This window comes from Streptomyces sp. NPDC053513, assembly GCF_044544765.1.
In the GTDB taxonomy this organism is placed as follows: domain Bacteria; phylum Actinomycetota; class Actinomycetes; order Streptomycetales; family Streptomycetaceae; genus Streptomyces; species Streptomyces litmocidini.
Window position 1 is genome coordinate 97,797 of sequence record NZ_JBITXP010000022.1, and the last position, 14,014, is coordinate 111,810.

The window sequence follows — 14,014 nt, forward strand, 5'->3', positions numbered from 1 at the left end:
TCCGCGGCCCTCAGGGCTCCGCGCGGCTCAGGCGGCCGGCTCCGGGAGGGGCGTGTGGATGATGCCGTTGATCACGACGTCGAAGCCCCAGGACAGCCGGGCGTCCTGCGTCCCGGCCAGGAGCGCCGGCAGGTGCGCCTTGATCATCGGGTGCTCGGCGTCGTCCACCCCGTGCACGGCATGGGCGAGGGCGTCCCAGTCGTCCTGGCTCAGGGGGTCGCGCTCCTGGGTGCCGTGCTCCGCCGCGGTGGCGGTCGCGTACTGCAGGAGGTTGTCCACGCCCCAGGCGACCTGCTCGCGCGGGGCGCCGCTGCGGGAGAGCAGCAGCAGGAGGCGTTCGACCAGGTCCAGGTAGTTCGCGCCGCCGGGGCGCGCGACCAGCGCGGAGCGGGCCAGCTGCGGGTGCTCGAAGAGCAGGTGCGTGTACGAGGTCAGCACGGCGACGAGCTGGTCGCGCCAGCCGCTCACGGCGTTCTCGGCGGGCAGGTCCACTTCTCCCAGGAGTGCGTCCAGCACCGCCGCGTGCAGTTCGGCGGTGTTGGCGACGTACACGTACAGCGAGGCCGGGCCGGTGTCCAGTTCCTGCGCCAGGCGCCGCATGGTCACCTTCTCCAGTCCTTCGGACCGCATGACCCGCACCGCCGCGTCGACGATTCCACGCCTGGTCAGAGCGGGTTTGGCGGGGCGCTCGCGGCGGCTGATCGGTTCTCGCTTCGCAGTCATACCGCGATCGTAACGAACACGTTCGCGCCCGATGGGCGCCCTGGGCCGGGCCGGCGCCGACGTGGACGGCTCCCACGCGGAGTATCCGCGCGACTTCCCTTCCGTTCATCTGGGCGCGTTCATCTGGGCAACGCATCCGGCTGGAAGGCCGGCGGTCGCCCCCCCTGGGGCCGCACCGACCCGAGCCTCCGGTACCGCGCCGTGTGCGAGGCGCAGATGGTCCCGCTCCTGACGATCGCTTCCTGGGAGTGGGACGGCGGTGAAGGTCACAGCCGGGCACCGCAGGAAGACCGGGCCGCGGCCCTCGCCGCCTCCCACCACGCGGGCCAGGCCCCCTCGCAGCCGACGGGGGTGGAAGTGGGCAGCACGGACAACATGCAGATCCACGCCTACCCGGCCTCCCCCGGGCATCCGCACACCGACCTGACCCAATGAGCCGGCGGGCCTGTCACACGCCCTTCCACAGAAGTGGTGCCAGGACCCGAGAACGAACAGCAGGTGTTCACCGGTTCGGGAGGCGACTGCTTCCGGCTCCGTCCTTCGCCCCGTGGCAGCGGAGTCAGTACGAGTGGTCGACCGTGACGTCGGCCGAAAGACGCAGTGCGGCTTCGGCCGGCGCCCCGCGCAGTCCCAGCAGGGTGAGGGCGAGGGCGTCGATCACGGTCAGGTGGGCCAGTCGGCTGGCGACGGTCTCGAGCCCGAAGACCAGGTCCTGGCCGCCCGCGACCAGCGTGCAGTCGCTGGACTCGCTGAGCGGCGAGCGGGCGTAACTGGTGAGGGCGACGACCCGGGCCCCGGCCCGCCGCGCGCCACGGGCCGCGTCCACCGTGCTCCGCGTCGCCCCCGTGTGGCTGATGGCCAGGCAGACGTCCGCGGAGGCCAGCTGGGAGGCGGCCAACTGGGCCGTCAGCGGGTCGGCCGGGGCGTCGACCGCGCAGCCCAGGGCGCGCAGTCGGTAGGCCGTGTCCAGCGCGACCGCGCCGGACAGCCCGGCCCCCACCACCAGCACCCGGGGGGCCGCGTCGAGCAGTTCCGCGGCCGTGCGCAGCCGCTCGGGGGGCACCGTCGCGGCCACCCCGTCCAGCGCCTCTCGGGCGGCGCGGACCGTGTCGGCCAGCGCACGGGCGGCCGGATCCTGATCCCGGGAGGGCTCCTGGGCGGGTGCCTGCCGGGCGGCGGCGATCTTCAGCTCCTGGTAGCCGCGGAACCCCAGCCGCTGGCAGGCCCGTACGACGGAGGAAGGCGCCGTGCCGGCCAGCGCCGCGACGTCGCTGACGCTGAGGTGTACCACCTGTGCGCCCTTGTCCAGCACGACCCGCGCCACCCTCGCCTCGGTGTCGCGCAGCTCGGGCAGGTGGGCTCGGATGTGAGCGGCGAGCTCGCCCCCGGTCGCGGAATGAATTTCCATGCATCTACCCTACCAAGGAAATCCATTCCAGAACCGGCCGTGGGAGTGACCGTGTCCGCAAACCTGCCGTCCCTGCCCGGCACGGCCGCCGTGCCCGCCGCCGTCCTCGCCTCGGCGGTGCTGCACGCCGTCTGGAACGGCCTCACCCACGGCCTGCGCGACAAACTGGCCGGCTTCACCCTCATCAGCCTCGCCTCCGCCGCGTGCGGAGCCGTCCTCGTCTGCCTCGCCCCGCCGCCCGGCCCCGCGGCCTGGCCGTACATCGCCGCCTCCGCCGCCCTGCAGGCCGCGTACCAGCTCCTGCTCCTGCGCGCCTACCAGCTCGGCGACTTCGGGCAGATGTACCCCACCGCCCGGGGCACCTCACCCGTCGTGGTGGCCCTGGTCTCCACGACCCTCCTCGGTCACTCCCTGCCCGCCGGGCAGGCCCTCGGCATCGCGGTGGTCGCCTGCGGCCTGGCCGGACTCGCCCTCGCCGACGGGATCCCCGGCCGCGCCCAACTGCCCGCGCTGGCCGCCGCGCTCGGCACCGGCGTGATGATCGCGTCCTACACCCTCGTCGACGGCAGCGGCGTCCGCGTCTCGGGCAGCGTCTTCGGGTACATCGCCTGGCTCTTCCTCTGCCAGGGGCTCGTCCTCCCCGTCGTCGCCCTGGCGCGCCGGGGCCCCGCCCTGCTCACCGCGCTGCGCCCGCTGTACGGCCGCGGCCTGGCCGGCGGGGTGCTCTCCCTCCTCGCGTACGGGCTCGTCGTGTGGGCCCAGTCCCGGGGCGACCTCTCCACCATCGCCGCCCTGCGGGAGACCAGCATCGTCTTCGGCGCCCTGATCGGCGCGATCGTCTTCCGCGAACGCCTCGGCCACCGCCGCATCACGGCCAGCGTCGCCGTCCTGGCGGGCATAGCGGTGCTCCAGTTCACCGGCGTCTCCTGAGGGCAGCACGGAGCCGCCCGCCCGCTTCCGGCGGTATGCGCCTTCCTCCTTACCGGTGCACCGCCCGGGCCACGGGTGTGACCGCTCGCCTCCGGCGGGTACGTACTCGGCCCGTGTCGGCCCGGCTGATCCGTCCGATCCGGGGTAAGCGCCTGAGACGCACCGCAGATCAGCGACGTTCCACCCGGAAGGAAGAACCTCGTGGCCCAGAACCCGACGCAGCACAGGATCCGCACGGTAGGTGTGGAGGAGGAGCTGCTGCTCGTCAGCGCCCGGACCGGCGAGCCGCTCGCCCTGTCGTCCGCCGTCCTCGCCGCGGCCGCCGGGGACGAGGCGGGGGACGTCTTCGAGAAGGAGCTGCATCAGGAGCAGCTGGAGTTCGCCACCCGCCCCGTCAGCGACATGGGCGCCCTCCGCGAGGAGATCGTCCGATGGCGCGGAGAGGCCGGGCGGTACGCCGAAGGCGTGGGCGCCCAGATCGCCGCCCTGGCGACCTCGCCGCTCGCCGTGCAGCCCTCCCGGAACCTCGGGCGGCGGTACCGCTGGCTGGCCGACCAGTTCGCCCTGACCGCGGAGGAGCAGCTCACCGGCGGATGCCACGTGCACGTCTCCGTCGAGTCGGACGAGGAGGGCGTCGCCGTTCTCGACCGGATCCGTACGTGGCTGCCGCTCCTGACCGCGATCAGCGCCAACTCGCCCTACTGGCAGGGGAAGGACACGGGATACGCCAGCTACCGCAGCCGGGTCTGGTACCGCCTCCCTTCCGCAGGCCCGTACGAGCCGTTCGGCACCGCCGCCGGTTACCACGCCCGCGTGCGCGACATGCTGAGCACCGGGGTCCTGCGCGACCAGGGCATGATCTACTTCGACGCCCGTCTCTCCCACAACTTCCCCACCGTCGAGATCCGCGTCGCCGACGTCTGCCTCGAACCCGACACCACGGTGCTGGTGGCCGCCCTCGCCCGGGCCCTGGTCGAGACCGAGGCACGGGCCTGGCGGTCGGGAGAGCCCGTGCCCCGCGTTCCGGTCGAGCTGCTCCGCCTCGCGGCCTGGCAGGCCGCCCGCTCGGGACCGGAGGGCCCCCTGCTCGATCCCCGGACGCTGCGACCGATCCCGCCGGAGGCGGCCTTCGACGCCTTCGTCGCGCACACCGAGGACGCCCTGCGGGAGACCGGCGACCTCGACCGGGCGCGCGCCGCCCTCAAGGACCTCCTGGTACGCGGCGGAGGGGCCCGGCGCCAGCGCGACCTCTTCGAAGGCGGGATGGAACTCGGCGAGGTCGTCCGCGCGTGCGCCCGGATCACCACGGAGGACGGCGCCACGGAGGGGTAGTTCCGAAGGCGCCCCTTTGGTTCCCTCCTCCACAGGGGCTCCACAGGTGAAACGGCCCGCACCCCTGCCTGGTGCGGGCCGTTCAATTGCCCCCGCACCTGCCGGAAGGGGGAACGGCAGGTGCGGGGGCAACCAGAGCGGTCCCATGCGCTCGACCATCGCCTGCCCCCGATCCTGCGTCCCACTCCAGGTCCGTCCGGTACATCTACCTGTGGGGGCACGAAGAGGGGAGGCGGTGGAGCCTCACGAGCGGGACCAGGGACGGCGTCTGGCGCCGTGGCCGGCGCCGACGCCCGCCATGTGGAGGGCGAGGGCGGTCAGTCCGAGCAGCATCACGTTCGTCGAGGTGAACACATCGTTGGTGGCGATGTCCGCCGCGTTGATCAGGAACGCGAAGAAGAACAGCACCGCCGCGACCATGCCGAGCATGAGCGAGCTCCTTTCGAAGGGTGCTGTCCGTATGCCCTCGCGTCGTCGCCGCAAGCCGACGGGGACCACCGGGGCCCGGCCGCCGACTTCACCCGGTCCGTCGCGGGTTCAGTGGTCACGCGCCCCGGAATCCGGGTCGTACCGGGTCGGGCGCACGGTCTGTGCCGTCCACCGGCACATCGGCGGAATCACGCTTCCCTGGTGTTACGCCTTGGGAGTCCATGGTTCCCCGGAAGGCGGCGGGCCCCCAGAGCGCCGAGGAGTTCGGCCTTCAGGCTTTTCCGTGGGGCCTTCTCATCGGTGGGGTGCAGGAACATCGTCCGAAGGGTGTTTCGGGCTATACCGCTCGTGCGCGGTCTGCAGCAAGTACCATCCGGCAGCAATACCCGTCCTCCACAAGGAGTGTGGATTGCATGGCCGATGAGCCTGACAACACCTCGATCCAGGCCAAGTACGCGGAACAGCTCGCCGCTGATCTCGCAGCCAACCAGGCAGAGCAGGCCACCCTCACCGTTCGGCTGAGCCGGCTGAAGGAGGAGGAGAAGTGGCTCGCCGTGACGCTGGAGTCCCTGCCGACGTCCGCCGAGGGTGAACCGACGGCTGCCGCCGAGCCGGTGGGCGCCACCGTTGCGGCCGCTGCCGAGCCGGCGAGCGGCACCGTTGCGGCTGCCACCGGTGCGGAGGAAGCGGTCGTGCCACAGCCGAGGGCGGAGAAGACCGGAGGCGCCGCTTCGGTGAAGAAGGCGCCGGCGAAGAAGACCACCCGGGCCAAGCCTGCCGCCAAGAAGGCTCCCGCCCGAAGGACTTCGACCGCCGAGAAGACCCCGGCGGCAGAGAAGGCTGTGGCGGCAGAGAAGGCTGTGACCAGGAAGGCGCCGGCAGCCAAGAAGACGATCGCCAAGAAGACGGTCGCCAGGAAGACCACGGCGGCGGACAAGGCCGTGAAGCCGACGGGTCCCACGCTCGGTGAGCTCCTCAGGGAACTCCTCGTCCGGCAGCCCGGCGAGCCGAAGAAGGTCAGCGAGATCAGCGCCGAGCTGAAGGCGGGTCACCCCGAGCGCGCCACGTCGGACCAGGTCGTCCGCAACACCCTGGAGAGGCTGGTGGCGAGGGACGGGCTGGAGAAGGACACCCGGCAGGGCATCGTCCTCTACACCTGGCCCGCGGCGCAGACCTCCGCCGCCGTCGCGGAGCGGTCGAAGCGCGAGGAACCCGCCGAGGCGGCCTTGGCCGGAGCCTGAGCAGCGCGGCCGCAGGGAACTACCGCAGGGGTGAACGCCGCAGGTGGACGGGCAGCGGCAGAAAGCCGATCGGTCGCTGCCCGCCCTGCGGCTGCGTGACCGCCCGGCCCCGGAAACCGCAACCGGACCGGCATCCGGGGCAGTGCCCGGGTCGGCACCCGGGTCGCCTCAGTCGCCGGAGAAGCCCCAGAAGTAGATCTCCTGCGGTTCCCCCCGGTCGTCATGGAGCACAGCGCACCGCCCGTACCAGCGCCAGTGGTCGAACTCCTCGAACCTCGGCACGTGCGCCCGGGTGGGCTTCCGCGTGCCGAGGACGCGCAGCGCCTCCTCCTCGGTCACCTGCTTCATCGTGGAGCAGTCCGGCTCCTCGTCCGGTCCGATGATCCGGAAGATGTCGAGGATCGAGTGCGTCCCGGTTTCCTGGACGATCTCGTCGGCCCACAGCTCCTCCTCGGTCTCGGGCCACGGCAACCGCTCCTCCTCCGGCCTCCAGTCAGCGCCCGAGACCCAGTAGTAGTCCCGCTCCTCGAAGACCCTCCGTCGCAGCGCGTCGAACGCCCCGACGAGATCCTCCTGATACGGCACCGAGTAGTCCCATCCCGACGCGCCCATATGCCGGCCTCTCTCCCCACAGCTCTTCCCGAACACGGCTCTTCCAGAACGGCCGGACGCTAACAGCGGCCACTGACAATCGCCGCCGCCCCGCTTCGGGTGACGGCGGTGTTCAGTGCCACTCCCAGGAGAGGGCCTGGTAGCCGGGGCCCGGGTTCTCGAAGACCGCGTGCGCCCGGCCGGCGGCGCTGATCCACACCGGTTCCGCGGAGACCGGTTCCCAGGCGATCGCGGCGCTGAAGCCGCGGCGGCAGCGTACCGGCACGGCGTCCGGGTGGAAGGAGACCTCCAGGGTGTAGAGGAGTGCGGGAGCGTTGAACCCCCGCCCGCACTCCTCGGCGCGGCGTCCGTTCCCGGGGAACCGCAGGGTGTACTCGATCAGAGTGGTCCCGCCCTCGGACAGCGTGCGGTCCAGGAACAGTTCGACGACCATCAACGGCACGCTGCGGTCCGAGCGCAGCCTCCCGAGGCGGGCGTTGCGCACGTCGGTGAACTCCGGCAACGCCGTGTCCGGGTCCTCTCCGCGGAGGACCACCACACAGCGGTCCACCCGGTCCCGGGTCGCCTTCAGCGCCAGGCGGGTGGTCAGCCGTGCCCCGGCGCCGCGCGCGTCGAGCTCGTAGCTGTCGTGGGCGGCGACGCGGAGCAGGCCGTCGTCCGTGCTGTCCAGCTCGGCCAGCAGCTCGGGGAGGCTCTCGAACTCCCGCCACAGGTGCTCGGTCTCCAGCACGTCGGAGTCCCGGTTGACCCAGCGGCCCCGGGGTCGGCGCGGCCCGAGCAGGGAGACCAGCCCGTCGGTGGGGATGCCCAGCAGCTCCTCCAGGAGGCGGACCGCCTGCCGGGACTGCGGCCGCTCGGGGCGGCTGCGGCCGCGCCGCCAGTAGCTGAGGGTGGTGACGCTGATCTCGACGCCGCGCTCGGCGAGCCGGTGCTGGATGCGCTCGAGGCTGAGCCCGCTGGCCCGCACGGCGGAGTCCAGGGCGGCCTCGAACGGGCCGGTGCGGAGCACGTCGAGAAGATCCGTCGCTCGTTCTCGCGGTTGCACGGTCTTCGGCTCCAGTAGCGGTGGGATCTGGGCGGTCCGCCCGGACCGTGTGGTGCCACCGGTGTCCACCAGTCTCTCGCCTCCTGCACCGTCATGGCACGCCTGAAAACGCGGGCGCCGCCCGTGACGGCGTTCTCGTGGGGGGATGGAACGCGGCCACAGGCTAGCCACGGCCCGGCCGGATATCGACGAGACGTTAGACACTCTGTGAACAGTTTTGACCAAAGCTCAGGGTGGGGCGGAGCCGTGGCCGAGGAAGGAGCCGGTCACCGGCTTCTTCACAGTGCCCGCAATTAAACAGAGTTGGCGCTCGTTGACCGGGGCTCCCGGCAACGGCCACGATCCCGGCCCATGAGGAGAACTGTTCTTACCGCATCGATCTCGCTGGCCGTCGGCGGTCTGCTGATAACCGGCGCGGGATCCCCCGCCGCCGCTGCCGGCACCGCTCGGCCCCACCCGCCCCGTGTCGACAAGAGCCAAGCCGTCCAGGACGCCCGCGACTCGATCGCCGCCCACCCCCAGGCGGTTCGGGCGAGCTCGGACGACACCTTCACGTCCGCGTCCGTGCTGGTCGACAAGGACGGCACCCGGCATGTGCACATGACACGCGAGTACCGCGGTCTGCCCGTGCTGGGCGGTGACGTCATCGTGCACTCCACGCCCAGCGGGGCGTTCCGCGAGAGCACGCTGACCCTCAAGGACAGCCTCTCCCTGCCGGTGACGCCCAAGGTCGGCGCCGCGCGCGCGGAGGCCCTGGCGCAGAAGAAGTTCCGGGGCAAGCGCTCCGCCACGACCAGCAAGCTGGTGGTGGACGCGCTCTCCGGCACCCCGCGGCTGGCGTGGCAGGTCACCGTCGACGGCACGGCCCCCGACCAGTCGCCGAGCCACTTCAACGTGCTGGTGGACGCCCTGACCGGCCAGGTCGGGCAGACGTGGAACTCCTTCCACACCGTCGACGGCACCGGCCACGGCTACCAGGTGGGCGACGTCCCGCTGGCCACCACCGCGATCTCCGGCGGCTACCAGCTGAAGGACCCCACCCGCGGCAACGGCGAGACCCGGGACGCGCAGAACCTGACCGCCACCAACGACAGCCCGCCGGCCGGCTGGGGCAAGGCGTTCACCGACACCGACAACGTGTGGGGCAACGGCACGCTCAGCGATCGCGCCACCGTCGCGGCCGACGCCCACTTCGGCATCCAGGCGACCTGGGACTACTACAAGAACGTGCACGGCCGCAGCGGCATCAAGAACGACGGCGTCGGCGCCCGCTCGTTCGTGCACTACGGCAACAACTACGCCAACGCCGGCTGGGACGACACCAGCTTCAGCATGATCTACGGCGACGGCGCCCCCGGCGACAAGCCGTTCACCGAGCTCGACGTCGCGGGCCACGAGATGAGCCACGGCGTCACCTCCGCCACCGCCAACCTGAACTACTTCGGCGACGCGGGCGGCCTGAACGAGGCGACCAGCGACATCTTCGGCACCCTGGTCGAGTTCAACGCCAACAGCCCGGCGGACGCCCCCGACTACCTCATCGGCGAGAAGATCAGCTCCACGCCGCTGCGGTACATGGACGACCCGAAGAAGGACGGCGTCTCGCAGAGCTGCTGGACCACCGGCACCAAGAACCTCGACCCGCACTACTCCTCCGGGGTGGGCAACCACTTCTTCTACCTGCTCGCGGTCGGCTCCGGCTCCTCGCAGTGGGGCAACAGCCCGACCTGTGACGGTGGCACGGTCGCCGGCATCGGCAACGACGCCGCGGGCAAGATCTGGTACCGCGCGCTCACCACGTACATGACCTCGGGCACCACCTACCCCGAGGCCCGCACCGCGAGCATCAAGGCCGCGATCGACCTGTACGGCGCGAGCAGCAGCCAGTGCGCCGCGGTGGAGAAGGCGTGGAGCGGCGTGGCCGTCGTCCCGACCTCCACCACCTGCGGTGGCGGCACCACGCCCCCGCCGAGCGGCTCCAACCTGCTCTCCAACCCGGGCTTCGAGTCGGGTGCGGTCAACTGGACCGCCAGCTCCGGCGTGATCACCAACGACTCCGGCGCCGCCCCGCACTCCGGCTCGTACTACGCCTGGCTGGACGGGTACGGCAGCGCGCACACCGACACCCTGTCCCAGTCGGTGACCATCCCGGCCACCGCCGCGGCGCCCAAGCTCAGCTTCTTCCTGGCGATCGACACCAAGGAGTCGGGCACCACGCCGTACGACACGCTGAAGGCCCAGGTCGTCTCCGGCACCAGCACCACCACCCTGGCGACGTACTCCAACGCCACGCCGGGCGGCTACGCCCAGCGGACCCTCGACCTGTCGGCGTTCAAGGGCAAGACGGTCACGATCAAGTTCACCGGCACCGAGGACTCGTCCCTGGCCACCGGCTTCCTGATCGACGACACCGCGGTCACCACCGGCTGAGCCTCCCCACGGGCTCCGCGGGTGCGTACGGTGGGCCCGGCCGGTGAGAACCGGCCGGGCCTGCCGTTTTCCGTCTCCGTTCGTCTCCGTGGGCGCCCCGGCTCGGTCCTGGGCGAGGCGGCCCTCGTCGCGGTCGCCCCTGGCGGTACGGCGGTGGGCCCGGACGTGACGGACGGACGGCCGAGGGGTCCGGCGGGGATCAGGTACGGGGCCAGTCCTGGCCGGCCGTCACCTCGCGGGCGACGCGGTGCCACCGGTCCTCACCGCCGGGCAGGGGCCAGGCCCAGGTCGGCCGTTCCCCGGTGTTCAGGTCGTGGACGAGGCGGGCGAGCCGGGGGCCGGCGGTGGCGGCGCCGTCCGGGACGGTGGGGCCGTGGACGGCGCGGAGTTCGGCGAAGCGCGCCAGTTCGTCCTCGTAGGACCCCACCGCCTCGTCGATGCGCGCGGCCAGGTCGTCACGCGGGACCGTGCGGTGCAACTGCAGCAGCGGGGGCTCGACGGACTCGGCGATCGCCGCGGCCAGCCGCGCGTGACCGTCCAGGATCAGATGGCAGTCCAGGCCGCTGACCCGCCACACCAGGACGGGTGGGAGCGTGCCTTCGCGGGCCTGCTTGCGGTACGCCTTGACCCGGCTGTCGTCGGCGCCGGGCATCGGCCGCAGCGGAAGGATCTCCCACGCATGGGAGTGGAAGAACCAGTCGATGTATCCGTCCGGATGGCCGTCGACGAGCATCGAGCCCCAGTACTCGGCGTGCGGAGTGTCGGCGTGACGCCGGAGCCGGAGCGGACTCTCGCACGTGAGCAGCCACCGGCCCTCGTGCAGCGGGCCGTCCGGCGAGTCGGCGAGGTACTGCGCGAAGCGGTGGGCCCACCGCTCCGGGCTGCCCGCCAGAGCACGGGCCGTATCGGCGCGCAGCGGAGGGACACAGGAGCGGTACTCGTCGGTGCGCCAGAAGTCCACGCCGTCGAGGTGCTCGTCGACGAGGGCGAGCAGTACGGGTCGCGCCTGCTGGGAGAGCAGCAGCCGCGGCCCGGCGCTGAACACGCACAGCCCCGGCCGGTGGCGGTCCCGTACGTCCAGGGACAGGCCCGTCCACGTGCCGTCGTCCCGTGTGACATCGCCGCGCCGCATACCGAGAGGGTAGACGGCTGCTCCGGGGACGCTCGCGGAACCCGGTGCGGCGGGGAGGCGGCCTCGCAGACCGCAGCGCCGCCCGCCTTGCGCCGGAGGCCGTCGTTCCGCCCCGGTCCTCGCCGCTCCCTCCCCCACCACCACACACGCGGCCCCGACGCGCGTCCTCCCGGTTCGGTCGTGTGATCACCCTCACTGTTTTCCGTGGGTTCCCGTGTCAACCGGGAGGCCGACGGCAGGCGTATGCGGGGTGTAGTCGGAGATCCGGGAGTGTTCGTTGACCGTCGAGGAGTTCGAAGAGTTCTACGCCCATACGGTGGCGCGGCTCACGGGCCAGCTGTACGTGATGCTCGGCGACCTGCACGAGGCGCAGGACGTCGTGCAGGAGGCCTTCGTCAGGGGCTGGAACCGCCGTCGGCAACTCGACCGCGACGGACAGCCGGAGGCGTGGATCCGTACGGTCGCGTGGCGGCTCGCCGTGAGCCGGTGGCGGTTCCGGCGGCGCACGACGGAAGCGTGGCGGCGGGGTGGCGCACCGCCGGTGGTCGAGGGCCCCGGGCCTGACCACCTCGTGCTCGTCGAGGCGCTGCGCGGGCTTCCGCCGCAGCAGCGGCGCACCCTCGCCCTCCACTATCTGTGCGATCTGAGCGTCGACCAGGTCGCCACGGAGACCGGTCTGTCGGCCGGCACCGTCAAGACCCATCTGTCCCGTGGCCGGGCGGCGCTCGCCCATCGGCTCGAGGATCCGCGGGGCGCGCGCGCCCCGGCATCGACCATCCGTCCGGCGAGGAGGCACCCGGTGAATGAGTCCCGCGATCCGTCCCGCGACCCGCTGAAGTCGCTCTTCGAGGAAGCCGCCGCGGCAGGCCGGGCCCGGGCCTCCTATGCGTCGGCCGGTGAGATCAGCGCCCGTGGCCGGCGCGTCCACCGGCGCCGTCTCGCGGTGCTCGCCGTGGGCGCCTGCCTCGTCGTGGGCGGTGGAGGCGCCGCGCTCGTCACCCTGCTGCCGGGCCCCTCCCAGCCGGTCGCGCCCGCGACCAGTCCCTCGGTGAGCGGCCCGGCCCCGGCGAGCACGACCGCCACCCTCCCGCCCCCGTCCGGCACCTCCTCCTCCGGGGTCACCACCTCGCCACCGCCGCCCACGCCCCCCAGCACCGCTGCCACCACCGCCCCGCCCGGCCGCACCGACTAGGGCTGCCCCGCCCCGCCCTCCAGGGACCGCCACCGCACCCCGGCCGTCCCGCGCCCCGCCGTGCCCGGCGAGAGAGCAGAACCCCTGATGAGCCCGATCGAGCAAGACGCACCGGACGCGCAAGAGGTACGAGGCGTACGGGACGGCGCGCCGGCCACCCCGGGCCCGGCCGCCCTTCCTGACCCCGCACTCCCCCGTCCCGGCCTTCCCGGCCCCGGCCTTCCCGGGCTCGGCCTTCCGGGTCCCGGCCCGGGGGCGCGGCCGCGTCGCCCCCGCATCCTCCGTCTCGACGCCGCCGACCGTGACGTCCTGACGCTCTATCTGTTCACCCGCGTCGCCCTGCTCCTCACCGCCTACTGCGCCGCCTGGCTCTTCCCCCCTGACTCGGAGGCCCACCGGCCGGAACCCTTCGCCTCGGTCGTCGGACGGTGGGACTGGAACCACTTCCTGCACATCGCCCGCGACGGCTACTTCCCCGACGATCCCGCCGCCCGGCCCGACGAGTGGGACAACCGGGAGGCGTTCTTCCCCGGCTTCCCCCTCGCCCTGCGGGCGCTGCACCTCCTCGTCGGCGACTGGACCGCCGCCGGTCTCCTCATCTCCCTCGTCGCCGGAGCCGTCGCCGTCCTCTCGCTCGGCCGCATCGCCCGGCTCCACCTGTCCGGGGCGGCCGGCGCCCGCCGTGCCGTCCTCCTGCTGCTGGTCTCGCCGTGCGCCGTCTTCCTCGCCGTCGGCTACAGCGAGTCCCTCTTCCTCGCCTTCGCCCTCCCGGCCTGGCTCGCCGCCCGGCACCACGAGTGGCGGCCCGCCGCGCTGCTGGCGGTCTGCGCCACCACCGTGCGCGTCACCGGTCTCTTCCTCGTCGCCGCGCTCGTCGTCCACTTCGCCCTGACGGCCCGCCGCCACGGAATGCTCCGCCGGCTGCCCTGGCTGGCCCTGCCCGTGCTCCCGCCGCTGCTCTACTCCTGGTACCTGCACGCGCACACCGGCGACTGGATGGCCTGGAAACACGCCCAGGAACGCGGCTGGTACCGCCGGTTCCACTCTCCCTGGGATTCCTGGAGCACCACCTGGCAGGCCGCCTTCGGACACGGCTACACCACCCCGTACGCCCTCGTGTGGCAGGCCGAACTCGTCGCCATGGTCGTCGGACTCGTCACGACGGTGCTGCTCGTGCGCGCCCGCCGCCGACCCGAGGCCGTCTACATCGCCCTCAGTCTGTGGGCCCTGGGCACCTCGTACTGGTACATGTCCATACCCCGCGCCACCCTCCTGTGGTGGCCGCTGTGGATCGGCCTGGCTTCCTGGACGCTGCGCGGGCCCCGCCGGCTCGCCGCCTGGCTCTGTCTCTCGGCACCCCTCTCCGCCGTCCTCGCCGTCACCTACTTCTCGGGGCGCTGGGCGGGCTGACCGTTCGTCCCGCCCGCTCCTGGACGCCGGCCTCCGGGTCTCCGGCCGGCCGCAGGTGTCCACCCGGCTGAACCCTCTCCTCGGAGGAAGTCACCCGGACAGGGGAAAGCGCTCGGAGGCACGTTCAGTG

At 72.5% G+C, this 14,014-nt stretch carries 12 protein-coding genes and 1 pseudogene; 7 read left to right on the forward strand and 6 right to left on the reverse strand.

Features of this window, described 5'->3' with window-relative positions:
- Positions 1 to 27: 27 nt before the first annotated feature.
- The gene (locus ACIGW4_RS29505; protein ID WP_399583918.1) at positions 28 to 723 is read right to left on the reverse strand and encodes a TetR/AcrR family transcriptional regulator; all 696 of its coding nucleotides are present in this window, start codon (positions 721 to 723) and stop codon (positions 28 to 30) included.
- A gap of 201 nt (positions 724 to 924) precedes the next feature.
- On the opposite strand from ACIGW4_RS29505, the gene ACIGW4_RS29510 reads away from it, so the two are divergent.
- A complete protein-coding gene (locus ACIGW4_RS29510) occupies positions 925 to 1,158 on the forward strand; it encodes a hypothetical protein (protein ID WP_399583920.1) in 234 nt (77 codons plus the stop codon).
- 124 nt (positions 1,159 to 1,282) lie between these two features.
- Here the strand turns inward: ACIGW4_RS29510 and ACIGW4_RS29515 are convergent, their stop codons facing one another.
- Positions 1,283 to 2,131, reverse strand: coding sequence for a MurR/RpiR family transcriptional regulator (locus tag ACIGW4_RS29515; protein ID WP_123457860.1), 849 nt, complete (start codon positions 2,129 to 2,131; stop codon positions 1,283 to 1,285).
- 51 nt (positions 2,132 to 2,182) lie between these two features.
- On the opposite strand from ACIGW4_RS29515, the gene ACIGW4_RS29520 reads away from it, so the two are divergent.
- Together ACIGW4_RS29520 and ACIGW4_RS29525 are read left to right on the forward strand one after the other, a co-directional pair.
- Positions 2,183 to 3,061, forward strand: coding sequence for an EamA family transporter (locus ACIGW4_RS29520; RefSeq protein ID WP_399583923.1), 879 nt, complete (start codon positions 2,183 to 2,185; stop codon positions 3,059 to 3,061).
- A 228-nt stretch (positions 3,062 to 3,289) separates the two neighbouring features.
- Positions 3,290 to 4,393: a glutamate--cysteine ligase gene (locus tag ACIGW4_RS29525; protein WP_123458848.1), complete on the forward strand. Its 1,104-nt coding sequence runs from the start codon at positions 3,290 to 3,292 to the stop codon at positions 4,391 to 4,393.
- Between the two features lie 243 nt (positions 4,394 to 4,636).
- Here the strand turns inward: ACIGW4_RS29525 and ACIGW4_RS29530 are convergent, their stop codons facing one another.
- On the reverse strand, positions 4,637 to 4,822 hold the full coding sequence (locus tag ACIGW4_RS29530) for a hypothetical protein (RefSeq protein ID WP_123457861.1): 186 nt from the start codon (positions 4,820 to 4,822) through the stop codon (positions 4,637 to 4,639).
- 413 nt (positions 4,823 to 5,235) lie between these two features.
- On the opposite strand from ACIGW4_RS29530, the gene ACIGW4_RS29535 reads away from it, so the two are divergent.
- Positions 5,236 to 6,063, forward strand: coding sequence for a hypothetical protein (locus tag ACIGW4_RS29535; protein WP_399583926.1), 828 nt, complete (start codon positions 5,236 to 5,238; stop codon positions 6,061 to 6,063).
- Positions 6,064 to 6,231: 168 nt separating this feature from the next.
- On the opposite strand, the gene ACIGW4_RS29540 is transcribed toward ACIGW4_RS29535, so the two are convergent.
- Positions 6,232 to 6,675: a hypothetical protein gene (locus tag ACIGW4_RS29540; RefSeq protein WP_399583928.1), complete on the reverse strand. Its 444-nt coding sequence runs from the start codon at positions 6,673 to 6,675 to the stop codon at positions 6,232 to 6,234.
- 112 nt (positions 6,676 to 6,787) lie between these two features.
- Positions 6,788 to 7,684, reverse strand: coding sequence for a hypothetical protein (locus ACIGW4_RS29545; protein ID WP_123457865.1), 897 nt, complete (start codon positions 7,682 to 7,684; stop codon positions 6,788 to 6,790).
- Positions 7,685 to 8,071: 387 nt separating this feature from the next.
- On the opposite strand from ACIGW4_RS29545, the gene ACIGW4_RS29550 reads away from it, so the two are divergent.
- Positions 8,072 to 10,150 (forward strand): M4 family metallopeptidase, encoded by a 2,079-nt coding sequence (locus ACIGW4_RS29550; protein ID WP_359587296.1) that lies wholly within the window; start codon positions 8,072 to 8,074, stop codon positions 10,148 to 10,150.
- A 199-nt stretch (positions 10,151 to 10,349) separates the two neighbouring features.
- Here the strand turns inward: ACIGW4_RS29550 and ACIGW4_RS29555 are convergent, their stop codons facing one another.
- Positions 10,350 to 11,282 (reverse strand): hypothetical protein, encoded by a 933-nt coding sequence (locus tag ACIGW4_RS29555; protein ID WP_399583933.1) that lies wholly within the window; start codon positions 11,280 to 11,282, stop codon positions 10,350 to 10,352.
- A gap of 277 nt (positions 11,283 to 11,559) precedes the next feature.
- Between ACIGW4_RS29555 and ACIGW4_RS29560 the strand changes: the two are divergent.
- Positions 11,560 to 12,048, forward strand: a pseudogene (locus ACIGW4_RS29560) (SigE family RNA polymerase sigma factor); the annotation flags it as partial.
- Between the two features lie 513 nt (positions 12,049 to 12,561).
- The gene (locus tag ACIGW4_RS29565) at positions 12,562 to 13,884 is read left to right on the forward strand and encodes a mannosyltransferase family protein (protein WP_399583935.1); all 1,323 of its coding nucleotides are present in this window, start codon (positions 12,562 to 12,564) and stop codon (positions 13,882 to 13,884) included.
- The last annotated feature ends 130 nt before the right edge of the window (positions 13,885 to 14,014 follow it).

What these genes read in the sequence shown, in the direction of transcription:
- ACIGW4_RS29505 (WP_399583918.1), bottom strand. Translation starts at nt 723, where the DNA reads ATGACTGCGAAGCGAGAACCGATCAGCCGCCGCGAGCGCCCCGCCAAA.
- ACIGW4_RS29515 (WP_123457860.1), bottom strand. Translation starts at nt 2,131, where the DNA reads ATGGAAATTCATTCCGCGACCGGGGGCGAGCTCGCCGCTCACATCCGA.
- ACIGW4_RS29530 (WP_123457861.1), bottom strand. Translation starts at nt 4,822, where the DNA reads ATGCTCGGCATGGTCGCGGCGGTGCTGTTCTTCTTCGCGTTCCTGATC.
- ACIGW4_RS29535 (WP_399583926.1), top strand. Translation starts at nt 5,236, where the DNA reads ATGGCCGATGAGCCTGACAACACCTCGATCCAGGCCAAGTACGCGGAA.
- ACIGW4_RS29540 (WP_399583928.1), bottom strand. Translation starts at nt 6,675, where the DNA reads ATGGGCGCGTCGGGATGGGACTACTCGGTGCCGTATCAGGAGGATCTC.
- ACIGW4_RS29550 (WP_359587296.1), top strand. Translation starts at nt 8,072, where the DNA reads ATGAGGAGAACTGTTCTTACCGCATCGATCTCGCTGGCCGTCGGCGGT.
- ACIGW4_RS29555 (WP_399583933.1), bottom strand. Translation starts at nt 11,282, where the DNA reads ATGCGGCGCGGCGATGTCACACGGGACGACGGCACGTGGACGGGCCTG.
- ACIGW4_RS29565 (WP_399583935.1), top strand. Translation starts at nt 12,562, where the DNA reads ATGAGCCCGATCGAGCAAGACGCACCGGACGCGCAAGAGGTACGAGGC.